Origin of the sequence: Mesorhizobium sp. M7D.F.Ca.US.004.01.2.1 (assembly GCF_003997785.1) — a bacterium.
GTDB classification, from domain to species: Bacteria; Pseudomonadota; Alphaproteobacteria; order Rhizobiales; family Rhizobiaceae; genus Mesorhizobium; species Mesorhizobium loti.
In genome coordinates this window covers 1-21,807 of sequence record NZ_RZRQ01000075.1, presented here as the reverse complement: position 1 = coordinate 21,807, position 21,807 = coordinate 1, and the positions used below count along the sequence as shown (strand labels likewise).

20 protein-coding genes are annotated in these 21,807 nt (G+C 60.9%); 9 read left to right on the top strand and 11 right to left on the bottom strand.

Annotated elements, in window-relative coordinates:
• The first annotated feature begins 673 nt into the window (after positions 1 to 673).
• On the top strand, positions 674 to 985 hold the full coding sequence (locus tag EN993_RS13385; protein ID WP_109662882.1) for a transcriptional regulator: 312 nt from the start codon (positions 674 to 676) through the stop codon (positions 983 to 985).
• Between the two features lie 22 nt (positions 986 to 1,007).
• On the opposite strand, the gene EN993_RS13380 is transcribed toward EN993_RS13385, so the two are convergent.
• The 6 genes from EN993_RS13380 to EN993_RS13355 all read right to left on the bottom strand — a co-directional run bounded on the left by EN993_RS13380 (position 1,008) and on the right by EN993_RS13355 (position 5,399).
• A complete protein-coding gene (locus EN993_RS13380) occupies positions 1,008 to 1,622 on the bottom strand; it encodes a LysE family translocator (RefSeq protein ID WP_127263572.1) in 615 nt (204 codons plus the stop codon).
• 103 nt (positions 1,623 to 1,725) lie between these two features.
• Positions 1,726 to 2,562 carry a DMT family transporter gene (locus tag EN993_RS13375; RefSeq protein ID WP_127263570.1) on the bottom strand — a complete coding sequence of 279 codons (837 nt, stop codon included), beginning with the start codon at positions 2,560 to 2,562 and terminating at the stop codon, positions 1,726 to 1,728.
• On the bottom strand, positions 2,559 to 3,140 hold the full coding sequence (locus EN993_RS13370) for a TetR/AcrR family transcriptional regulator (protein ID WP_127263568.1): 582 nt from the start codon (positions 3,138 to 3,140) through the stop codon (positions 2,559 to 2,561). Before EN993_RS13370 ends, EN993_RS13375 begins: the two co-directional genes overlap by 4 nt.
• Positions 3,141 to 3,274: 134 nt before the next feature.
• On the bottom strand, positions 3,275 to 3,727 hold the full coding sequence (locus tag EN993_RS13365; protein WP_127263566.1) for a hypothetical protein: 453 nt from the start codon (positions 3,725 to 3,727) through the stop codon (positions 3,275 to 3,277).
• A 209-nt stretch (positions 3,728 to 3,936) separates the two neighbouring features.
• Positions 3,937 to 4,791, bottom strand: a complete 855-nt coding sequence (locus EN993_RS13360) for a 23S rRNA (adenine(2030)-N(6))-methyltransferase RlmJ (RefSeq protein WP_127263564.1) — start codon at positions 4,789 to 4,791, stop codon at positions 3,937 to 3,939.
• On the bottom strand, positions 4,788 to 5,399 hold the full coding sequence (locus tag EN993_RS13355; RefSeq protein WP_109662870.1) for a hypothetical protein: 612 nt from the start codon (positions 5,397 to 5,399) through the stop codon (positions 4,788 to 4,790). The genes EN993_RS13360 and EN993_RS13355 overlap by 4 nt, the downstream gene beginning before the upstream one ends.
• Positions 5,400 to 6,130: 731 nt before the next feature.
• Here EN993_RS13355 and EN993_RS13350 point away from each other — a divergent pair.
• Together EN993_RS13350 and galE are read left to right on the top strand one after the other, a co-directional pair.
• Positions 6,131 to 7,168 (top strand): UDP-glucuronic acid decarboxylase family protein, encoded by a 1,038-nt coding sequence (locus EN993_RS13350; protein ID WP_127263562.1) that lies wholly within the window; start codon positions 6,131 to 6,133, stop codon positions 7,166 to 7,168.
• Complete coding sequence (gene galE / locus EN993_RS13345; protein ID WP_127263560.1) at positions 7,165 to 8,244, top strand: UDP-glucose 4-epimerase GalE; 1,080 nt, start codon at positions 7,165 to 7,167, stop codon at positions 8,242 to 8,244. Before EN993_RS13350 ends, galE begins: the two co-directional genes overlap by 4 nt.
• A gap of 666 nt (positions 8,245 to 8,910) precedes the next feature.
• On the opposite strand, the gene EN993_RS13335 is transcribed toward galE, so the two are convergent.
• Positions 8,911 to 9,549, bottom strand: a complete 639-nt coding sequence (locus EN993_RS13335) for a DUF995 domain-containing protein (protein WP_245468766.1) — start codon at positions 9,547 to 9,549, stop codon at positions 8,911 to 8,913.
• Positions 9,550 to 9,763: 214 nt separating this feature from the next.
• Here EN993_RS13335 and EN993_RS13330 point away from each other — a divergent pair, with 214 nt between their 5' ends.
• The 3 genes from EN993_RS13330 (at position 9,764) to EN993_RS13320 (ending at position 13,536) form a co-directional block, all read left to right on the top strand.
• A complete protein-coding gene (locus EN993_RS13330) occupies positions 9,764 to 11,392 on the top strand; it encodes a glycosyltransferase family 39 protein (RefSeq protein ID WP_109662863.1) in 1,629 nt (542 codons plus the stop codon).
• Between the two features lie 171 nt (positions 11,393 to 11,563).
• Positions 11,564 to 12,490 (top strand): lysylphosphatidylglycerol synthase domain-containing protein, encoded by a 927-nt coding sequence (locus EN993_RS13325; RefSeq protein WP_109662861.1) that lies wholly within the window; start codon positions 11,564 to 11,566, stop codon positions 12,488 to 12,490.
• 44 nt (positions 12,491 to 12,534) lie between these two features.
• Positions 12,535 to 13,536, top strand: coding sequence for a glycosyltransferase family 2 protein (locus EN993_RS13320; protein WP_245468770.1), 1,002 nt, complete (start codon positions 12,535 to 12,537; stop codon positions 13,534 to 13,536).
• A gap of 187 nt (positions 13,537 to 13,723) precedes the next feature.
• Here EN993_RS13320 and EN993_RS13315 read toward each other — a convergent pair whose 3' ends face one another.
• Positions 13,724 to 14,125 carry a hypothetical protein gene (locus EN993_RS13315; protein ID WP_109662857.1) on the bottom strand — a complete coding sequence of 134 codons (402 nt, stop codon included), beginning with the start codon at positions 14,123 to 14,125 and terminating at the stop codon, positions 13,724 to 13,726.
• A 326-nt stretch (positions 14,126 to 14,451) separates the two neighbouring features.
• On the bottom strand, positions 14,452 to 16,257 hold the full coding sequence (locus tag EN993_RS13310; RefSeq protein WP_245468765.1) for a cellulose synthase catalytic subunit: 1,806 nt from the start codon (positions 16,255 to 16,257) through the stop codon (positions 14,452 to 14,454).
• 675 nt (positions 16,258 to 16,932) lie between these two features.
• Between EN993_RS13310 and EN993_RS13305 the strand changes: the two genes are divergently transcribed.
• Both EN993_RS13305 and EN993_RS13300 read left to right on the top strand, forming a co-directional pair.
• Positions 16,933 to 17,850 carry a glycoside hydrolase family 26 protein gene (locus EN993_RS13305; RefSeq protein WP_109662852.1) on the top strand — a complete coding sequence of 306 codons (918 nt, stop codon included), beginning with the start codon at positions 16,933 to 16,935 and terminating at the stop codon, positions 17,848 to 17,850.
• Between the two features lie 128 nt (positions 17,851 to 17,978).
• Positions 17,979 to 18,464 carry a DUF995 domain-containing protein gene (locus tag EN993_RS13300; protein WP_109662850.1) on the top strand — a complete coding sequence of 162 codons (486 nt, stop codon included), beginning with the start codon at positions 17,979 to 17,981 and terminating at the stop codon, positions 18,462 to 18,464.
• Between the two features lie 125 nt (positions 18,465 to 18,589).
• Here the strand turns inward: EN993_RS13300 and EN993_RS13295 are convergent, their stop codons facing one another.
• Together EN993_RS13295 and EN993_RS13290 are read right to left on the bottom strand one after the other, a co-directional pair.
• Complete coding sequence (locus EN993_RS13295; RefSeq protein ID WP_109662848.1) at positions 18,590 to 19,039, bottom strand: DNA polymerase III subunit chi; 450 nt, start codon at positions 19,037 to 19,039, stop codon at positions 18,590 to 18,592.
• Positions 19,040 to 19,088: 49 nt separating this feature from the next.
• Positions 19,089 to 20,600: a leucyl aminopeptidase gene (locus tag EN993_RS13290; protein ID WP_127263554.1), complete on the bottom strand. Its 1,512-nt coding sequence runs from the start codon at positions 20,598 to 20,600 to the stop codon at positions 19,089 to 19,091.
• 353 nt (positions 20,601 to 20,953) lie between these two features.
• On the opposite strand from EN993_RS13290, the gene EN993_RS13280 reads away from it, so the two are divergent.
• On the top strand, positions 20,954 to 21,807 hold an 854-nt coding region (locus EN993_RS13280; protein WP_127263550.1), incomplete at its 3' end, for an LptF/LptG family permease.

Below are 21,807 nucleotides of genomic sequence, written 5' to 3'. Positions count from 1 at the left end.
GCCTTCGGCTTGGCAGCAGGTGCTGCTTTCTTCACTGCAGCTGCGACCTTCGCCGTCGCTGCTTTTACGGGTGCTTTCTTTGCCGGTGCCTTGGACGCCGGCGCTTTGGATGACTGCTTAGCCATGCGATGCCCCTTCCGTTGTGCCGATGGCCGTAATGACCCGGCGCGCTCATGCATATCTGACTCGCGGCTTGCTAGCCAGCGAAGCAACAGACTGATTTCTGCAGCTTAAATTTTGGTTACGGATCACACATGATCGTGCTGATCGTCGCAAAAATCCGCTGCTGATCTTCGACCATTGCCTAGAGTGTACCGTCGACATTCTCTACACCCTGCGGGACCGTTCCTCTCGTGAAGCTCCGAAGATCAGTCAGCAGCTTTGCGCATCGATCTTCGGCCGATCATATCATGACCCCTGCTTCATCGGTGCGATCATCTCGTGCAAGCAGACGATCTATACTGCGAGCTGATGGCCGATCGCGGCTTCACCTTGTCAAGCACAATCGCATCACCCGCTTACATGCGAATTGACAGACAACTCTACATCACAGAGTATTCTGCATGGAATGCAGGAGTGCTTCAATGTCGATCGCACAGGATCAAGCGGCCCTGTCGCCGTTCAAGATTGCAGAGCCCCACGGCAGCGACCTCGGCCGTATCGGAGCTGACCGATGAGCGCCGACGAAATCATCCACCAGAGCACGCGGCTCAGGATCATGGCCGCCCTGAACATGCTGGAAAGGCGGCAAACGCTGGACTTCAGCCAGTTGAAGGCCATCATGGATGTCACCGACGGCAATCTCGGCGCGCATCTCGATACGCTGGCCAGGGCCGGCTATGTCGATATCGAAAAGCTGTTCGTCGGACGGCGGCCGCTGACGCGCGTCAGGGCGACGACGAGCGGACGGCGCGCGTTCCGCGGCCACGCGGCGTTCTTGCGCAAAATCCTCGATCAGGCCGAGGCGCCGCCGCGCAGAAAATAGCGCGGCGACTGCGCAAAACTTCTCAGCGCGTGGCGACCACGGCGAGGCCGGCACCGATCATCACACCGCCCGCCGCGCGGTTCACGCGACGCACGATCTTCGGTGTGCGCAACAGGTTGCGGACGCGACCGGCAAGGATGACATGGCCGCCGATCACCACGACCTCGACGGTCAGGATCACAATCATCAGCACACCGAGATGACCAGCGTTGAGTGATGCGCCGACGACGTTCGGCAGCAGCGCAACGTAGAACAAAGGCATTTTCGGATTGCCGAGATTGAGCGCGATGCCGGTGGCAAAAATCGTCAGCAGCCCGTGCCGTCCGGAGACGGGTTGCAGTTCCGGCACGACGGGCATGGCGGTCCACAGCCTGATGCCCATCCAGATCAGATAGGCCGCTCCGCCATAACGAAGCACCGTCATGACGAGCGTCATCTTGGCGGCGATGATCGACAGGCCGAAGGCGGCGAGGATCAGGAAGATGAGAATACCAACCACCGTGCCTGCGCCATAGGCGATACCCGAGGCGGCACCGCTGGAGATAGTGCGCGCGACGATCGTCATGTTGTCCGGTCCGGGGCTGGCAGCGAACACGAAGAAGGCAGCCGCGAAGGCAAGGATGGTGGCAAGGTCCATGAAGACTCCCGAAAGTGATCTGTTGCTCTCGGGCGTTCAGATTAGCCAGTTTGCCTGTCGGCGCCATCACGAAAATTCAGGATCTTCGCGATGCGCATTTTCGTCACGGCTGATAGCCGAGGCAGATGGCGCCGAGCGCGACGATGGCGCAAGCGCCGACCCGCCGTGGCGTCAGCATCTCGCCCAGGAACAGGCGCCCGATGAAGGCCGCGAAGACGACGCTGGTTTCGCGGATCGCGGTGATCGGGCCGGCCGGTCCAAGCGCGAAGGCCGCGACCACGACGCCGTAGGCCAGAAGCGCGAACAGGCCGCCGCCCAGCGCCTTCCAGGTTTCCGGCGCCCGCAGGTCGACGATGAGCCGGCCACGGCAGGCGACGAAGGTCGCCGGCAGCAAGGCGCCGTAGATCAGCAGGACCCAGGCGGTGTAGGCGCCGGCATTGCCCGCCGTGCGAACACCGATCGCATCGACGGTCGCATAGGCGGCGATGATCGCTCCCGTTGCCAGCGCATAGAGTATCGACGTCGTCGCGGCCCTGCCTCTTCCGAGCGAGAGACCCATGATGCCGGCGGCGACCAGCGCGACGCCGACGGTCTGCGACATGGTGAGCTGCTGGTTGGCCAGGAAGAACCCGCCAAGCGTGACAAGCAGCGGCACGCCCCCGCGAACGATCGGATAGACCTGTCCCAGTTCGCCATATCTGTAGGCGGCCACCAGAAACACGCTGTAGCCGACCTGCAGGCAGGCCGAGAGAACGATATAGAACCAGGCCGGTGCGGCCGGAAGGGTGTGGAAGACGGCGAAGGGAATGGCGAGCGCCGTGCTGGAAAAGCTCATGACGGTGACGGTCCACAACCTGTCGGCCCCGGTCCGCAGGAAGGCGTTCCAGGTTGCGTGCAGGACCGCCGCAAACAGCGCCAGCCCGATGACCAACGGGCTCATTGCGGCCTGCGCGAAGCAGCGACGATGCCCAGGGCCGCCTTGCGGGCGTCGCGAATAGCGGTGTCAGCCTGCCCCATCTGCGCAACCAGGGTCGCGCCTTCGATCAGCATCAGCAGCACCGTCGCCACACTCTCGGCGCGGTCACGCGGCATCACCTCTTCGAGGATCGACTGCATGCGCCGCTTGAGGCCGTTCTTCTGCCTGGCGGCAGCCTTGAACACCGGATGCCGGGGATCACCGAACTCGGCCAGCGCATGCGCGAACAGGCAGCCATGGAAATCCGGGCTGCGGAACCAACGTTCATGCCAGTCGAGGATTTTTCCGATTTTTTGCTCTGGCGTGATGCCCTCCTGCGCGAGGCGGTCGAGCTGGCTCTCAAAACGCCTGGCACGATAGTCGAGCACCTCGACGATCAGCTCGTCTTTGCTGGGGAAGTGGCGATACATCGTCATCTTGGCCACCTCGGCCTCGGCGATGATCCGGTCGATTCCAGTGGCATGGAAGCCTGCGCGCTTGAACAGCGTGTAGGCCGTTTCGACGACGTGCTGACGCTTGTCGGAACCAGGCGATGATGTCATGACGCTTACCAAGTAGTGAGACAGGTCTGTCTCATAGCTATGCGGCAGATCGAGCCTTCTGTCAACGCGGTACAGAAAAGCGCCCGCAGCCGATCAAGCCGCGGGCGCGAAAAGAGATAGGAACGGAAAGCCGGTTAGCGCAGGACGCGGCAGCGGCCGTTGTACACCATCCAGCGGTCGAAGCCCGAGACGCAGAATTCGACATTGTCGCCGATCGAGGCAAAACCCTGGCCTTCCTCGATCAGGTACCAGATGGTGCGATCGCGGCCGTCGGAGAGACTGACGGTGGCGCCGCAGTAGCGGCGGCCGATCGGCCAGCTGTCGTTGGCCGGCAGGTAGCGGTGCTGGTGGATGCGCTGGAAATCGGTGATCTGCACGTTCGGCAGATGCGGCACGTGATGCACCTGGTAGGAGAAGCGGCTGGTGATCTTGTTCAGCACCCAGGCCTCGCCACAGACACCGCTGTCCTCATCGGAATAGACTGTAAGATCGGCCGCCTGCACTGCCTGGGTGACGCCGAGAGGCGCGGCAAGCGGAGTGCAGAGCGAAATCAGGGCGGCAAGTGCGGATTTGGCAAAGCGAGTCATGGCAGCCTCTCAAGGTCGATTGCGCGCACTGTGCGGATTCGCTTGGCGGCGGTCAAGCGGTTGCGGAAACAATGGTTTCCCAGTTGGGAACTGCGTTGGCCAAAGCCGGTCTTGCGCGAGCCCGGGTCGTTGAAGAGCACGCCTTCCTCACCCTTCCGGAACGCGGGCCTTTTCGCGCCTGGCGTCGCGAGATCCGAAGCCCTCCCCCGTCAAGCCTGCTCGCCTGCCAGCCATTCCAACGACCAGTGCGCCGGCCTCCCCACCGCAAGCAGTCTGTGCAAAGCCGGCAGCAATGCATGCAGCTCGCCCTCCAGCGTGAATGGCGGGTTGACCACCAGCAGGCCGCTGCCGTCGAGGCTGGGTTCCGAAGAGGCCGGCCTGATCTCGAATTCTATGTCGAGCAGCTTCGGGATGCCGGACTGTTTCAGCGCCTTGCGGAAGGCGATGATCGCCTTGCGGTCCTTGATCGGATACCACAGCGCATAGATGCCGCCGGGCCACCGCTTGTGCGCCCTCATGAGCCCGTCGACGAGGCGCTCGAACTCACCCGCCTCCTCGAATGGCGGATCGATGAGAACCAGGCCGCGCTTTTCCTTCGGCGGCAGATGCGCGCCGAGCGCCAGCCAGCCATCGAGTTCGATGATCCGGGCCTGGAAATCACCGGCAAAGAGCGTCCTCAGCTTCGCGACATCCTTGGGGTGCAGCTCGATCGCTGTCAGCCGGTCCTGCTTGCGCATGAGATGACGCGCGATCAGCGGCGAGCCCGGATATTTCTGGATACCACCCTCGGGATTGAGCGACCGCACCGTCTCCAGATAAGGCGCAAGCAGTGCCGCCACCGGTGCGGCAAACGGGGCATCGATCAGCCTGCCGATGCCGCCTTGCCACTCACCGGTCTTCTGCGCTTCGACCGACGACAGATCGTAGCGGCCGATGCCGGCATGGGTGTCGATGACCCGAAACGCCTTGTCCTTTTGCTTCAGATAGTCGAGCAGTCGCGTCAGCACGACGTGCTTGACGACGTCGGCGAAATTCCCGGCATGATAGGCGTGGCGGTAGTTCACGTGGAGCCCCTGCCCCAACGCGGCGGTGGCGGCTGCGCGTTCGGGTTTTTCGGCCGACCGCCGCCAGAGCGCAGGGTCAGCAAAAACCCGACCAAGCCGATCGCCACCAGCGAGAAGCCGACCGGCCGTGCACGGCTGTCGATCTCGCCGACACCAGAGCGCAAGATGAGATCGACAGCTCGCATCGGAATATCGTCGGCATCGCCCGGTCCGACGGTGAAGATATAGGGGCCCGGGCTGACGGTCGCGATCACGCCGGCCTCGTCGCGAAAGATCTTGTCGGGCAGCTGCGGGCTTGCCTGGCGCGGGTTGTCGGAATGGTTGAATTGCAGCGTCGAGGCGAGCACCGTGCGGCCATTGCTGGCGGCGGTCAGCGTCAGCACGGTGCGTTGCTGCGAAACGATGCGCTCGGCTCTTGCGGTCAGGTCGACCAGCACCCGCACCGGTGCGTCGCGGGCGGCGAGCGGCACTGTCAGCGGCTTGAAGCGGCCCTGCTCATAGACCCGCCAGGTGCCGATCCCATGGCCCGAGAAATTGCTCATCGCCCAGGGATAGATGACACCGATGCCGGTGCCGGCAAGCAGGATCAGGACAAACAGAAAGCGCATTCACATCACCACAGGATATCGTGACCTTGCCAATAGCGCCCCGACGGTCAAAAGGCGATGGCCAGTGGTGCAGCCATTCAGGAGGTGGATCAGGGTACGGGAACCAGCCGATTGGCAGCGTGGCTGTGCAAAGATGCAGACAAGGTTCCACCTATGCGCTCAAAAGCCGTTGCTAAAATGACCGGTATTCCACTGTGAAATGAACGCGCGCCCCTGAATTGCGCCACGCGGCTCATTCTTGGCGCTCCTCGCTGCCAAGCTTTGATTCTGCCTTGCAACAGCTTGCTGCGTCCGATTGCATATTTTTCAGCGGCCGCCTCAATACACTGATCCACAATGATGATCTGCCCTTGGACGCCCATGGTTCAGCCTCGTGGGCCTCGGCCGGCCTCATGATTAACCATTCGCAAACAGATATGATTAAGGAATTGCTAATTTAGTTGACTGTGATTTCCACAGGTATATTTTCGATGCGTTGGGATGTGCAATTTGGGCGAGCAATCGACGATGATGGCACCAGGCGTGTGATCGCGGCTTCGGGGCGCAGGAAATGCTGAACGGCAACACTTAAGTCGTGTCGTAGCACCAGTTCCTCGAACCCAGAGAACAATTAACGCACATCGGTGATGGCGATTCCGCAGATGCGGAGGTTTGCCACGTTCTCAAGGACGTGGCCGGGCAATGCTTTGTCCCGGCTCGGCGGTAGCGTGTGCGGTGCGTGCGAGGTCAGTATGGGTAAGCTTGTCAAGGTTCTGAAGCTGGAATCCGGCAGTCAAAGGGGCGCCAACCAAAGCCGAAGCCGCGCCCTGGTCGCCGGAGGCGCGGGATTTCTAGGATCGCATTTGTGCGAACGTCTTTTGCGGGACGGATACGACGTTGTCGCGCTCGACAATTTCCACACCGGCAAGAGATACAATCTCGGTGCCCTTCTGCGTAATCCGAGATTCACGTGCATCGAGCACGATATCGTCAATGCACTGCCTTCGGGCCTTCAGTGCGATGAGATCTACAATCTCGCTTGCCCAGCCTCTCCGCCGCACTACCAGGCAGACCCGATCCATACCTTCAAGACAAGCGTGCTTGGTTCGCTCAACCTTCTGGAGCTCGCGCGACAGAACAACGCCAAGATATTCCAGGCCTCGACGTCCGAAGTCTATGGCGACCCCTTCGTTCACCCACAGCCCGAGAGCTACTTCGGCAACGTCAATACGCACGGACCGCGGTCCTGCTACGACGAGGGCAAGCGTTCGGCCGAAACCCTGTTCTTCGACTATTCGAGAACCTATGGCCTCGATATCCGCGTTGCCCGCATTTTCAACACCTACGGCCGCCGCATGCAGCCCGATGACGGGCGCGTGGTTTCGAACTTCATCGTCCAGGCGTTGCGCGGCAAAGACCTGACTGTCTATGGCCACGGCCTGCAGACGCGTTCCTTCTGCTATGCCGACGACCTGATCGAGGGCTTTGTCCGGCTGATGAATGCGCCGAATGCGCCCGCGCACCCGGTCAATCTCGGCAACCCCGGCGAATTCACCATCATGGAACTGGCGACGCTGGTCATCGATTACACCAACGCCCGATCGAAGATCGTGCATCGGCCGCTGCCGATCGACGATCCCAGACAGCGCAAGCCGGACATCTCCTTTGCCAGGGCCAATCTCGGTTGGGAGCCGAAAATCAGCTTGAGCCAGGGGCTCGCGCGTACCGTCGAGTATTTTGACACCCTGCTCTACGGAAGTCACATGGCCAAAGGAGCCGCGGCTTCATGACCCGTGCGGCAATCCTGGTGACGGGTGGGGCCGGCTTCATCGGCAGCCACACCTGCAAGCTGCTGGCCGCGGCCGGTTATATGCCGGTGGTTTTCGACAATCTGAGCCGCGGCAACACGAAGTCCGTTGCCTGGGGTCCGCTTGTCGTTGGCGATATCCGGGATCGGGATGCACTGCGGGGGGCGATGGAAACGTACCGGCCGACGGCAGTGATCCACTTTGCGGCGCTGGCCTATGTCGGCGAGTCCGTTCGCGAACCGGCCGAATACTATTCGACCAATGTAACAGGCACCATCGCGGTGCTCGATGCGGCGCGCGCTTGTTCCATCGAGAACATCATCTTCTCCAGCAGCTGCGCAACCTACGGCGTGCCGGAAGCGTTGCCCGTTCGCGAAACCTCCTCGCAGAATCCGATCAGCCCTTACGGGCGCACCAAGCTGATGGGCGAACAGATCATCGGCGACTATGCATCCGCATACGGAATGAAATTCGCGATCCTGCGCTATTTCAACGCTTGTGGCGCCGATCCCGACGGCGAGCTCGGTGAGTGGCATTCGCCGGAAACGCATCTGGTCCCCAGGGTGCTCATGGCCGCATCAGGCATCATAGACGAGATCGAGGTTTTCGGCACGGACTACGACACGTCGGACGGCACCTGCGTAAGGGATTATATCCATGTCAGCGATCTGGCCCGCGCCCATCTGAAAGCCCTCATGCATCTCGAGCGCGGCGGACAAAGCCTGGCTGTCAACCTCGGTACCGGGCGGGGGGTGTCCATCAAGGAGATTGTCCAGGCGGTCAGCCGAATGACGTCAAGATCGGTTCCGGCCGTCTTCAGGAGCCGGCGCCCGGGAGATCCAGCAGAGCTCTACGCCGATCCCGGAAGCGCACGCGAACAACTTGGCTTCGTGCCGGAGCTTTCCGACATCGACACGATCGTCAGGACGGCTGCCCCGTTTTTTGGGCTGAAGACGAAACCAATGAAACTGCCGCCAACCGAGGCGGCAGCATCCATCGCCGCTCGACAGATCAGAGAGAACGGGGCCGGCAGCTCGCGCGCTGGCCAAACCCGCTAGGGCTGCAGATAAAGGGCGATCCGCCTAGGAATGGGCCACCATCTCCCGGATTGAAAGAGACTTTCACCGGCGCCGGCGCGCGGACTTTGATCCGCTGCGGCGATGCAAAAGCGTAATCTTGTTCAGGTGCCCGCACTGTGCTGGTCATCTGGAGTGTCGGCTCGGCTCTGAGCGAATGCACGAAGAATCCAGCTTGGACCGGCTGGACCACGGGCTGACTGCGGACCGCGTGGACCACAGGCTTGATGAGGACCGAATTGGTTTCGGTCGCATCCATACCCTGACAACCTGCAACCATAAAGCTCATCGCTACAGCTGCAACAATAGATCCTATGTTTTTGCTTGAGCGAAACGCGCCCATTGCGTAATTGTTCATCATGTGTCCCTTGTCATCAAGTATAAGCCAAGGGCGCGTTGCGACATACTATGCCGTCGTCGCTTCCACGCCGCATGAGCAACCACTCGCACATCACGCAGGAACATTAGACATCACTAATTATTAAATTTCATGAAAACCGTATGGTGGGCCCATCGTCTCGTCGTTCTGCCAGATAAAATTGAATGCGATCGGTCAGCGATCGGCGCGCCGACCGCTCCAGCCGAACCGCTTGATGCGTCACTATAAGCGATTCGCCAATTCGTGTCTCAGCGCGGCTGAAACACGAACTAATTCTTGGAATCGATCAGCTTGCGGGCCTCTTCGAACTGCGCGCCCTTGGTGTCGCCTGCTTCGAATTTCCGGTATTCGTCGGACGGCTCCTCGGGAGATCGCTTGAAACTGTACCATTCCCCATCCGGATCCTTGCGTTGCTCGATGCTCCCGCCCTGGATCCGGTGGCTATAGCAGGTGCGATTCTGCTTGCCAGTGTAACCCTTCGATCGCCAGGCGAGTTCCATGCACATCTTGCCTTCTTTGGTCACCAGCCATCTGCCCTCCGCGACGGATGCCGTGTCCTGTCCGGACGTCCAGGCCTCGAGGCGTCGATTGCCCTGCGCGAAATAGGCTGCTCCATTCTTCCATACCCATGTTCGGTCGGCATAAAGAAGCTGCAGCTCATAGGCAGTTGGAACATTGGCGGTGTTTGCTTCCGCAGGTGCGCTGTCTTTGGCGGCAGCCGCGTGCGCCGTTCCTGGAAGAGCCATCTGGCCGCAAAGGGCCAGGATAAACAGAAGTTGCGTGCAACTTGCGAACCGACGACGTTCCTTGCATCGCCGACGGTCGACACCAAGGGGTGGCAATCTGGGTGGGGGCAATCTGGTTAGAGCTGTCGGCACAATTGGCGTTCGCATGTCTGTTTGGCTCAAGGCAGCGCTATCAGCGCTTTGACAGCCAGGCGAACTATTTAACAGTCGCGAGAACGATGATGTCAACCTTTGCGAAGCAGACAGACGACAACTATTCGAGACACGCGCGCAGCCTGCAGTCGTCAAAATTAAGAATTGCGTCGTATATTCCTCCAACCCTGACAATCGCGCGCAAAAGCAGCATGCGCAGACATCAGGCGGGACGCGGTTTCAAATGACGGACGACCCGGAATTGAATCAGGCCGAAGGTCGGCAATACCTGCAGCAGTCGACCGACCGGGACACGGCTGCGCGCAACTACCTGAGCCCCAACACGGCGATCTTGCTGGGGATCCTGTTCATCGCAGGCATGTTCCGGTTCCACGACATCACCTTGCCGCTGGTCGATGCCTTCAGCTGGCGCGAGACAAGCACGGCAATGATGGCCGACAATTTCCAGCAGCGCAGCTGGAACATCTTCTTCCCGGAGGTCAGCTGGACCGGACCCGGGCCAAGCTATCAGGGCCGCGAGTTCCAGATCGTCAGTTATCTGACCGCCCTGCTCTACCAACTCTTCGGCTGGCACGACTGGTTCGGCCGCATGATTGCGGCCCTCTTCGGCCTGGTGACGGTGTTTTCGCTGCACAGGCTGACAGCGCTTTGCTGGGGCGAAACGCACGCCCATGTGGCGGCGCTCGCCTATGCGCTGATGCCTGCGACGATCATGATCGACAGCTCGTTTCTCCCGGAGCCCTCGATGCTGGCGTTGGTGACGCTCGGCATCTGGCTGTTCGTGAAATACTGGGTAGGCGGCAACGAGCGGCTGCTCCTGTTGGCCACGCTCAGCTTCACGTTTGGTGTGCTAGCAAAGCCCCCGGGCATCGCCGCCGGCTCCGTCATCTTCTATCTGGTGGCCTGCTGGATCTTACAGAAGCGATACAGACCGGCAATACGGACGTCGGTGAGTGGACTTCTCAGCCTCGCTGTCATCGCTGCCTATTTTAGCTGGGCGATACATCTTGGCCGGACATATCCACCGTATCATACCGCTGGTTTCGGATATATCTGGGACAGCGGCTTCTGGACTTTTTTTGACAACTATTTCTACTTGAATTCCGTTTGGAACAAATCGGTATGGTGGTTCTACGGTTATCCGATCATGATCCTGATCGTGATCGGATTCTGGCTGCCGCCAAGGCCAAGCACCGGATCCCAGGAGCGCATTCTTTCAGCTATCCCCTACGTTTGGCTGGCGGGCGCTCTGGTGGTCTATGTTGCTGCAGCGCGTGAAATCACCAGCAACCCGTGGAACTACCATATCTTCCATGTGCCGTTCGCCATGTTCTGCGCTCGCGGCGCGCTTGTGCTGGCGACGCTCGCATCCGGGATGACGTGGTCGCCGATGGTCGTCCTGCGCTCGGTCTGCATCGCGGCCGTGGTACTCGTCTGGTCGACATGTCCGCTGGTGAAGACAATGAAGGCGCCGATCGCCATGAACGGCAAGCTGCTTGGCGAGGAGCTGGCGCGGCTCGCCAAGCCAGGCGACCTGGTCATCGCCGTTGCTCCGGATGTGGGGGATCCCGTTGCCGTCTACTACAGTAGGATGCGCGGCTGGGTATTTCCTCCGGGCGGCGGTGACTTCAACTGGGCAATGTTCGTCAAGGACGACGCTACCGCGATCGCGCAGATCGAGGAGTTGCGCGCCGAGGGCGCGGACTTCCTCGGCGCCACAAAGAATGCCGAAGACGACAACAATCAGCTATTCGTCGAGCACCATGCCGGGGTGATCGATTATCTCGACAAGATCGGGACCAAGCTCGTGGATTCGGATAAACTGCTGATCTATAAAATCAGCAGCCCTTGATGGAGCCAGAGATTAGGCAAAGGCCGGAAATGCGGCCGCCGCCGGCGGTTGCGCGGACAGCCTCTCCCGCGCAACCCAGGCAATGCGGTCGACCAGGCGACCCGATCCGCTACCAATGCCGTGGATCTTGAGATACAGCACGCCGGGACCGACGGAACTCAGGAGGAATTGTTGAAGCGAACGATTTCGATAATCGTGACGCTGGCCCTGCTGGCTTGGCTCGCCAGCGACTCGCGCTGGCGGATGGTCGGCGACGCCTTCGCCCGCATAACGCCCGGCGTATTCGCGGTGGCGACGATCGCGTTTTTCGTCACCTATGTCTTGCGTGCGCTGCGTGTCTGCGACGAGTTCCGCGACGAGGTGCACGGCCGTTTCGGCGCTTGCCTGCGCGTCATTCTGATCCACAATGCGATGATCAACGTCGTCCCCTTCCGTGGCGGCGAGACGGCCTTTCCCCTGCTCCTGCGCCAGGTCTTCGGCATACCGATCATGCGCGCCAGCGCCTCGCTGCTGTGGTTCAGGCTGCAGGATGCCTTCGTCGTTGGCGTGCTGGCCCTGGCGGTGTGGCCGGGCTTGCATCCGGCGATAAGGATCGCGGGCGTGGCCGCCTTGATCGCCGCCGCCTGGTATCTGCCGCGCTGGGCGCGCGCGCCGCATGACTGGGCCGGCCGCGGCAAGATCGTGGCGAAGCTCGGCACGCTGCGCGATGTCTTCACCGAAGCGACCGGGCGCTCGCGCTACGGCTGGTGGTGGACGATCGCCAACTGGTCGCTGAAGCTCGCTGTACAAGGATGGTTGTTGGCAATGCTGCTGGGAACATCCTTTTCGACCGCCTTTCCGGGCGTCGTCGGGGCCGAAGGCGCCGCAATCCTGCCGGTGCAAGGCGTCGCCGGCTTCGGCACCTATGAAGCGGGAGCGGCAGCCGCGCTGCTCACCTCCGGCATCGACATGAAGGCAGGCCTGCAGGCGGCGCTGGCGCTGCACCTGTTCATCTTTTGCTCGGCTATCGCCACGGGCGCGATCGCCTGGCTGTTTCCCTCGAAATCGACGCTGCCGGGGAACCCGGCCGTCGGCTCTGCAAGGAAGTCATCGCTATGAACGTATTGCCTATCCCCGCTTCTGGACTGCCTGACGGCGCGGTGATGCCGGACCATACGCTGTCGATCGTCGTGCCCATGTACAACGAGGCCGAAAACGTCGAGCCGCTGCTGGCACGGATTCACCAGGCAATGGAACGCTACGACCAACCGTGGGAAGTCGTGCTGGTCGATGACGGCAGCACCGACGCGACGGTGAGCGAGATCCGGCGCCTGGCAGCGCATTACGGTCCGCATGTGCATGCGGTCGAGCTTGTGCGCAACTACAAGCAGACCGCCGCGATGCAGGCCGGCATCGACGCAGCGCGCGGCGACGTCATCGCCACGATCGACGGCGATCTGCAAAATGATCCCTACGACATCCCGCGCATGGTCTACCGCCTGCTGAGCGAAGATCTCGACCTGGTGGTCGGCTGGCGCAAGGACCGCCAGGAAGGTTTTTTCATGCGCAGGCTGCCCTCGCGCATCGCCAATGCGCTGATCGCGCGCGTCACCGGCGTGCGCCTCAAGGATTATGGCTGCAGCCTCAAGGTCTATCGCGGCAACGTCATCCGCAGCGTCAAGCTTTATGGTGAGATGCACCGCTTCATCCCGGCATGGCTGGCCACGGTGACGACCCCGAGACGCATTGCGCAGGAGGTGGTGACGCATCATGCTCGCATCCACGGCCAGTCGAAATACGGCATTTCGCGCACCTTCAGGGTCGTGCTCGACCTGGTCTTCATGTATTTCTTCATGCGCTACCGCACGCGGCCCGGTCATTTCTTCGGTGGCATCGGCATCGTGCTGGGCGCGTTGGGGTCCCTGATCCTTGCCTATCTGTTTGGTCTGAAGCTGTTTTTCGGTCAAGACATCGGAACGCGCCCGATGCTGTTCACCGGCTTCTTCCTGCTCATCGCCGGCGTGCAGATGGTGACGTCGGGTGTGCTGGCGGAAATGCTGGCGCGCGTCTATCACGAAGCGAACGGGTCGTCGGCCTATGTCGCGCGGCCGCAACCGGCACCCGGTGAAAATGATGGCGACGGCTGGCGGCGCACCGGCCGGTGACCTCGCAAAGCTGCTTCTGGACCGTGACGACAAGGTCGTAGGCTGAAGGTGGCGAGGCTCGCCCGGCTTTCCGCAGGACGGGACTTCCTTCCACGACTGGATATTGCCGAACAGGGCCTCCGGAGGGCAAGAGGTAGCGGGCAGAGCCTGCGCCAACCTCTCGCCCTCGACTCGCCCCCGCCGAAGATCAGTATCGCGAACGGCAGCTCGAGCGTTGGCCAAAGCCACTCGGGCTGCAGAGCCATGGCGAGCGGCCCAGCAGCGGACCGGCGTCGCCAAGGGTGTAGGAAACCTTCAGAAGCGCCGGCTTGCCGAGGCGCGGCGGCTGGATAAAGGCCGCATAGGCCAGCGCATTGGTGCGGGTCACGCTGGTCATGCGCACGACCGGCTTGCGGTGAAGGTCTCGCTTGTTTTTGAGATAGTGAATCTTGTGGCCGAGCTTGTGGACCGCAGGTTCGCCGCGAATCTGTCCGGTCTCGGCCGCATTAGCGCCCTGAGCACCCGCGACCATGGAGATCAACGCGGCTGCGGCAATAGTGTAGATGCACTTCCTGCCGATATTAACTGGGCCTTCAATGAACTTGTTCATCACCAATCCCCTGTTGCAGACTATAGGCAAAGGCACACCGCGGCATATTTTGTGCTGAGCGTTTTCCACGCCGTGTGAACTTCCTTTTCCATTGCACAATATTAGACTAAGCTTATTAAAATTCAGGCAAACGGCGTAGTGAGCGCCGTCTTTCCGCCTTGCGCTGGATTTTATTAAATTGCGATCGATCTCACGGATGTCGCACGAGGACGCGCGACGGGTTTTGGCGCGACGCGCTTTGGAGCCTCAATAGTCGTCGTTGTGGAAGAAGAGAGCCGTGGGCGGGAAACTGCCTCGTAGCTGTCCCGAGGCCGATTCTCGAGGCGTCAGCGGCTTGCATCCCAACTGGGGTCGAAATGCACCGTATAGTTTCCGAGCCCGCCCTGGCCGGCGCCGGAAACCGGAAAGATTACCCTGACAATGCGCAGATGGCCCGCGCCCTGCTGCAGCCCATAAATGCCTTGCAATCCGCGGTCATAGAATGCGGCGGCCGGAGCCGACAGCGCGAGCACGGCGAGTGAGGTGTGCAGGGCATATTTGGCGACATTGGCGCGCAGCGGGATCTTGTTCTCGATGACGTGCCTTGCGACAATTACGGCGACGAGCAATCCATAAAAGAACGCATTGAAAGCGGCGAACCAGTAGAAGCCGGCGGCGTTCGCAGGGTGGTCGACAAGAAGAACCGGCAATGATGCACCGACCGCAAGCACCACATAGGGAGCAACGACGCGGGTGGGCAGAAGGTTTTTCGGACCGCTGCCCTTTGGCGTAACTCGGAAATCGATGAACGACTTCGTAATATGGTCGCGGACCGCCGAGAGCGTGCCTGCCAGGACCCACGGCCAGCGCGCCAGGAAAGCGACCAGCGTTCCTTCCCAGCTGATCGTCTTGGCGGTGAGCGGGCGCGACAGACCAAAGGCCTTCAGCAACATCACCAGCACGATCAGAGATGCCGCATTCGGCCCATAGTGGATGAGGAAGTCGACATACGTCACATTGGCGAACGTCTCGCCAGAAAGAAGCGCGTATATCGGCATGGCATACATCAGGAGGGAAAACCCAGCCAACAGCGGATACCAGAGCTGGCGGAACAGGAACTGGAATTTCGCCTGCGCCGTCATCCTCGGCAGGTAGGTCGGCGAGTATTCGAGCATGATGGTCACCAGGCTGCGCGACCACTGGAATTCCTGTGTGACAAAATCGGCAAAACTCTGAGGTCCGTCGCCATGCGCGATGGCATCAATTGCGTGCACGCCGCGCCATCCGGCTGCGATCAACAGCATGGTTGTCGAGTGATCCTCGGCCAGTTCCGGGCCAAGACCGCCCGCCTGCATCAGCGCTTGAGTTCGCACCGCATAGTGCGAACCGATGCAGAGCGGCGTCCCATTGTTGGTATAGCAGGACTGCAGCGGCCCGTGGAGCATTCCCTCAGGAAACAGCCGGCCCCGCGCGGCCCAGCTTTCGTCGGCGTTCATGTCGCAAATGCTCGGCGCCGAAACATAGCCCACCGCAGGGTCGGCGAAGGGATAGAGGATTTCCCTGAGATAGCTCGGCGTCGGCACATGGTCGGCGTCCAGCTGGGCGACGAAGTCGTAGCGCTGATAGCCGTAGTGGTCGTAGAAAAAGGCTAAATTGCCTTCCTTGCAGCGGGTCCTGCGCGGCCATGTCTTGCGATGATAGTCGTCGCGCCCGCGGCGCGTAGAAATCAGCACATTGTGGGCTTCGCACCAGTGAACAGTCTCCTCGGAAGGATCTTCGTCGGCCAGCCAGGTGTCATGCGGATAGTCCTGCGCGAGCATCGCCTCCAGCGTGCGCTCGATCACGACGAACGGCTCGGACGGTGCCTTGGTTACCACCATGGCGACTCGCGATCCCTGTGGGACCGTGCGCAGCTTGGACGGTTTTTTCGACGCATGCACATTGGGGAAGAAAAAGAGTGGCATCAGCGTCAGCCACACGAAAGTAAGCGTCACGAAAATATAAGGGACCACGTGCTCGATGTGGTCGGGCTGCAACCACCAGACCCAGAAAATTATGAGGGTGAAGAGCCATAGAACCAAGCCCAGCGCCCAAACCCGTTGTTGAGCTGGCGACAAGGCCGGCACCAGAAAAGGCGCCTCGCCCGCCGGCATGGGTCCGGCAGTCTTCGACCGGCGCGATGACATCATATTGCCGACGACGCCGGCTTGCGCAGAATCACTCATACTACTACCCGCCGCCTGTTCGGGCTGTGGCCGAACGATGGCACACAGCCTTCAACCACCGGACAGAATCAGCTCGCGCTCAAACAGAGTCAACAGAATTAAGCGTTCGTTAACCAAGACTCTTGAGAACTGGTTAACCTAACACTTTGAATCGACGGCGTTTTGAATGCGTGCGGTCAGACCTTCACCTGGGACACGGGTTGCTGGATCTCTATCCTCAGCAGCAAGCCAACAGACAACCTGGACCCGATCGACCCCACTCGTTAACCATGCTGGCAACAACTAGGTTAAGTATCCGTTAATTGCGCTTGACTCGCGGCATGCATAAGCTCTTATATTAGGACTGGATAATGCATCGGGAATGTTGGCGCGAATTTGTGAGTATCGCGGCGAACTTTCTCCCGTAGGCTTCCATCGTACCGGCGCCTCGGGAGACCACTTGATGGATGGCCTTGCGCAAGCACGCCAGTCCACAGTCGCTCTGAAACCCCACAGATCACGTCGATAGGCTCGATGAATTTGGGTTTGTCGTATCGATCGCTGTCGAAACGACATGGCGAAGTTTCAAGCTCCGCTGGAGATTGAGGCGATGGGAGGTCGACTATGAAATACTTCACAGCAACTACAGCCGCGTCAGCACTCATCCTGGGCGCAAGTCTTGCTTTTCCGGCGGCAGCAGGCTCTCCCGCGGGGACGGACCCTGTGAAGACGAGCTCCGCCGCTTCGGTGTTCGGCTCCTATGACCCCTATGGTGATTTCAGCGCCGACAAGACTGCCTCCATTGAGGAGCTGTTCTTGCCTTGGGAGGACGTTGACCTCTCGACGCTTCCGCTGGCCGACGCCTATGCGCAGCAGCGTGGCCGTTCGCTTTTGATCACCATCGAGCCATGGACCTGGTCGAAGGATTGGCGCATCACCCCGCCCGAATTGCGCGACGGCATTTTGAGCGGCAAATATGACGCCAACATGCAGGCAATTTGCGGCCTGGTGGGACAGATGAAGAGCCCGGTGACCATTCGCTGGGCGCAGGAAATGGAAGACACCAACGGCCGCTTCACCTGGGCCAACTGGGCCCCCAAGGACTGGATCGCCGCCTACCAGCGCGAAGTCGATGTCTGCCGCAAGGTCGCTCCCGCGGCCAAATACATGTGGTCGCCAAAGGGCGCGGAAGGCTTGGAAAAGTACTATCCCGGAGACAATTACGTCGATGTGATCGGGTTGTCGGTGTTCGGCCTCCAGAAGAAGGACAATGATGAGACCGGTCGGGACCGTAACTTCGCAGAGACGCTCAAGCCCGGCTATGATCGCGTCGCGGGTTTCAACAAGCCGATCGTGGTGGCGGAACTCGGCTATGTCGGAAAGCAGGACTATGTCTCGAAGTGGCAAGAGGATTCGCGCAAGTCCTATGCGGAGTTTCCGGCGCTGACTTCGGTCGTCTACTTCAACCAGAAGGAAGTGTGGCCGTGGCTGGGTGGCTATGGTCTGCCCGACTGGAGGGTGACCCAGCACGTCCTGCCTTAGGCGCATCGTGCCATCCCGACGCGATCGGGATGGATCTCCAATTTCCTTGTTTGACGGTGACCCATCCCGAACCGGCGGTTCGGGATGATGGTTGAGGCGTGGCGTAAATCAGTCTGTGGAGAAGTTTCGTGAAACGAGTGGTGGAAAATTGTCTCGGAGCGGCATTCGCCTGCTCCGTTCTTGTTCTTGCCTTCCAGGTTCCTGCGACAGCCAAGACGGCGACGAAAATCGCCGAGCAGGCGCAAAAGGCGGCCGTGGTTCCTGACGAAGGCGTCTACCAGATCTATCAAAACCATTCCTGGCTGTGGGGCAAGAAGGGCGCCGGGTTCTTTGCCGTCAAGCAGCGGCAGTTCGACGCCTGGACCAACGACAAAGGCAAGCCGGGCTATGGCGACGGGTTGTGGTTCATCCCCGGCGGCGGCAAGTTGTGCTGGCGCGCACAATGGCACGGTTCCTGGGGCGTGAAGGGCTCGATGACCTGCTTCGAGCATCGCCAGGCTGGCAAGGTGATCTACCAGCGCAAGGCTCCGGATGGCGACTGGTACGTTTTCGAGAGATTGAAATACGGCGACTACGTCACCAGGAAACAGAACCGGGTCAAGGCAAAGCTGTAGACTGTGTCTGCGACAGGCGGCTGGCCTAAAGCGTGTCGCGTCTGAGCGGTTTCAGGCGACCCGCTTTAGGTTTTGTTTTTGCGCATCTCGTTCCCCAAAACGAAGTCACTTTTGGGCGACATGCACTAGGCCTTGCGCTCCCAGCGGCGGTCTGGCGTCTGCTGCCAGTAGGTGACGGCATGGCCGGCGTCCTTCATCACCTTCCAATGCCCCCGCGCCGCCTCGACCTGCGCGGCGTCGTGGCCGTCGAACAGGAAGACGGCACGCTCGTAGCCACCAAGATCAGGCGGCACAGCGCCGTCAACGAGGAACCTTATCTTGGCCTGGTTGGGATTGCCGTCACCGGTGGTCAACAGGATCGGCTGTTCACCGGGATAAGCCTCACGGTCGGTGGCGTGCGCGAGGAACGAATCGTCGCGGAAGGTCCAAAGATGCTGGTCGAGCGCATCGCGGCGTTCCTCGGTGCCGGTCTGCACCACGGCGCGCCAGCCACGGTCGACGCTGCGCTCCAGGAGGCCTGGCAGCGCATCCTCCAGCGTCGATTCGGTCAGGTGGTAGAACAGGACGTCGGCCATCGCTTCAGTCTATAGTGCCATCGCTTCAGTCTATAGTGATTGAATCCGCTCATTGCTCATAATTGTCGCGCACCAGCCGGTCGAGCAGCCTGACGCCGAAACCCGAACCCCAGGATTGGTTGATCTCGTTCGACGGCGAGCCCATCGCGGTGCCGGCAATGTCGAGATGCGCCCAAGGCGTGTCCTTGACGAAGCGCTGCAGGAATTGCGCGGCGATAATGGCGCCGCCATAGCGGCCGCCGATGTTCTTCATGTCGGCATTCTTGGAATCGATCAGCTTGTCGTATTCGGCGCCGAGCGGCATGCGCCACAGCCGCTCCTGCGTTGCCTGCCCCGCCGCCGTCAGCTTTTCGGACAGTTCGTCATTGTTGGAAAACAGGCCGGCATAGTGCTGGCCGAGCGCGACCATGACGGCGCCGGTCAGCGTTGCCAGATTGACCATGAATTTCGGCTGGAAGCGGTCGTTGCAGTACCACAGCGCATCGGCCAGCACGAGGCGGCCTTCCGCATCGGTGTTGAGCACCTCGATGGTCTGGCCCGACATCGAGGTGACGATGTCGCCGGGGCGCTGAGCGTGGCCGTCGACGGCGTTTTCGACCAGGCCGATGACGCCGACGACATTGGCTTTCGCCTTGCGCGCAGCCAGCGCATGCATCAGGCCGGTGACCGCGGCCGCACCACCCATGTCGCCCTTCATGTCCTCCATGCCCGAGGCCGGCTTTATCGAATTGCCGCCGGTGTCAAAGGTGACGCCCTTGCCGACGAAGGCAACCGGGCTGTCCTTTGGCTTGCCGCCGTTCCACTGCATGATCGCCATGCGGGCGCCGCGCGGCGAGCCTTGCGCGACACCGAGCAGCGAGCCCATGCCGAGCTTCTTCATCTCCTTCTCGGCGAGGATCTCGACCTTGACGCCGAGCGCCTCGAGTTCCTTGGCGCGGGCGGCGAACTCGACCGGCCCGAGCACGTTTGCCGGTTCATTGACGAGGTCGCGCGCCAGAAGGACGCCGTCGATCACCGCCTCGGCGTCGGTGAAGGCTTTTTTCGCCGCGGCTGGATCTGCCGTGTGAATGGTCACCTTGACCGGCTTTTTCGGCTCTGCCTTGCCGTCGTCCTTGTCCTTCCTGGTCTTGTATTTGTCGAAAGAATAGCTGCGCAGAAGAATTCCCGCTGCAAGGCTCGCCGCATCCTTGCCACTTGGCGACGCGCCGGCGAGATCGAGCACCACCGCCACATCAGTCGCCTTGCGCAGCGACGCGGCAATGGTGCCGCCAAGCTTCAGCCACGCATAGTCGTCGAGCCCCGACACCTTGCCGGCGCCTATCGCCACCAGCCTGTCAAGCGACGCTTCCTGCGGCGCCAGAACCTCCACCACGCTGGCGAACTTGCCGGTGAACTCGGCCACCGGAAAGGCCCGCTCCAGTGTCTTGCCGGGATCGCAAGCCTTGGCGGCGTCGCTCAGGCCACCCTCATCCGCCAACAGCACGAAGGCTGTGCCCTTCTTGTTCGCCGCGGTCTGGGGTGCGGAAAATTTAGCGAATGCGATCGACGGTCTTTGGCTCATCATGTCCTGCTTTCGGGGAATGCGCGGCTTTTGGGGAAGTGGTTCGAAACGATGCGCGACATTTGGTCGTTTTCCGGCATTTGGCAAGACATTGCCAAATTCGCACCCCATATCACCGATGGAATCGATGGTGATTCTTCGCGGCACGGCCCCGCTTTTTGCCGCAACCTGTTGTTAACCATCGATGTTCTCCCTTTCTTATCCATTCCAGCCGACACTCCGGCCCGCCGGGGCGGGTGACTTGGAACGGGAACCGGATCGACCATCTGTTGGAGCCAGTTGTGCAGGCGCTGCCGGACAGCTACCCTTGTGCGGTGGCATGATGCCGTTCGAGAAAATCGAGAAAAGCCTTCATGAAGGTCGTTGAACGCTACATCATGCGCCGCGCTTTCGTGGTCTTCATGGCCGCGCTTGTCTGGACGCTGGCCATCGTGTGGACGACGCAGGTGCTGGCAAAGATCGACCTAGTCACCGACAGCGGCCAGTCGGCGCTGACCTTCTTCGAGGTCGCCGCCCTCATTCTTCCGTCCATCATCCCGATCGTCGTCCCTTTTGCGCTGGTGGTGGCGGTCGCGCAGACGCTCAGTGCCATGAATTCGGATTCCGAACTCGCCGTCGTCAACGCGGCGGGCGCCTCGCGCTGGACCATCGTGCGGCCGATCATGCTTTTGGCGCTGGCGGCCGCGGTCTTCTCCTTTGCCGTCGACAACGGCATCGATCCCTATGCCCGGCAGAAGAACCGGGCCCTGGTGGCGTCGTCACGCGCGGATCTGTTGTCGCTGATCATCCAGGAAGGCACCTTCCGCAAGATCGAGGACGGGCTGTTCCTGCAGATCGGCGAGCGGCTTCCCGACAATCGGCTGGGCGGCATTTTCGTCGCCGATTCGCGCGAAGAAGGCGTCAACCTCGTCTACTACGCCAAGACCGGCAGCATCGTCGAACGCGGCGGCGAAAAGGTGCTGATGATGAATGACGGCGTCATCCATCGCAAAACGCTGACTGGCGATCTCTCCGTCATACGCTTCACCTCCTATGCCTTCGACATGTCGGCCTTCATGGCGGCCGCTTCGGCGGTGACGCTCCTGCCGAAAGACCAGACGACCCAGTACCTGCTCAACCCGAGCGCCAACGACAAGAATTATCAGCAGAACCCCTCAGAATATCAAGCCGAGGTCAACCAGCGGTTTTCGGAATGGACGTATTCCAT

Coding starts and splice junctions, on each gene's coding strand:
- EN993_RS13385 (WP_109662882.1), top strand. CDS start 674: ATGAGCGCCGACGAAATCATCCACCAGAGCACGCGGCTCAGGATCATG.
- EN993_RS13380 (WP_127263572.1), bottom strand. CDS start 1,622: ATGGACCTTGCCACCATCCTTGCCTTCGCGGCTGCCTTCTTCGTGTTC.
- EN993_RS13375 (WP_127263570.1), bottom strand. CDS start 2,562: ATGAGCCCGTTGGTCATCGGGCTGGCGCTGTTTGCGGCGGTCCTGCAC.
- EN993_RS13370 (WP_127263568.1), bottom strand. CDS start 3,140: ATGACATCATCGCCTGGTTCCGACAAGCGTCAGCACGTCGTCGAAACG.
- EN993_RS13365 (WP_127263566.1), bottom strand. CDS start 3,727: ATGACTCGCTTTGCCAAATCCGCACTTGCCGCCCTGATTTCGCTCTGC.
- EN993_RS13355 (WP_109662870.1), bottom strand. CDS start 5,399: ATGCGCTTTCTGTTTGTCCTGATCCTGCTTGCCGGCACCGGCATCGGT.
- EN993_RS13350 (WP_127263562.1), top strand. CDS start 6,131: ATGGGTAAGCTTGTCAAGGTTCTGAAGCTGGAATCCGGCAGTCAAAGG.
- galE (WP_127263560.1), top strand. CDS start 7,165: ATGACCCGTGCGGCAATCCTGGTGACGGGTGGGGCCGGCTTCATCGGC.
- EN993_RS13330 (WP_109662863.1), top strand. CDS start 9,764: ATGACGGACGACCCGGAATTGAATCAGGCCGAAGGTCGGCAATACCTG.
- EN993_RS13320 (WP_245468770.1), top strand. CDS start 12,535: ATGCCGGACCATACGCTGTCGATCGTCGTGCCCATGTACAACGAGGCC.
- EN993_RS13315 (WP_109662857.1), bottom strand. CDS start 14,125: ATGAACAAGTTCATTGAAGGCCCAGTTAATATCGGCAGGAAGTGCATC.
- EN993_RS13310 (WP_245468765.1), bottom strand. CDS start 16,257: ATGCCGGCGGGCGAGGCGCCTTTTCTGGTGCCGGCCTTGTCGCCAGCT.
- EN993_RS13305 (WP_109662852.1), top strand. CDS start 16,933: ATGAAATACTTCACAGCAACTACAGCCGCGTCAGCACTCATCCTGGGC.
- EN993_RS13295 (WP_109662848.1), bottom strand. CDS start 19,039: ATGGCCGACGTCCTGTTCTACCACCTGACCGAATCGACGCTGGAGGAT.
- EN993_RS13290 (WP_127263554.1), bottom strand. CDS start 20,600: ATGAGCCAAAGACCGTCGATCGCATTCGCTAAATTTTCCGCACCCCAG.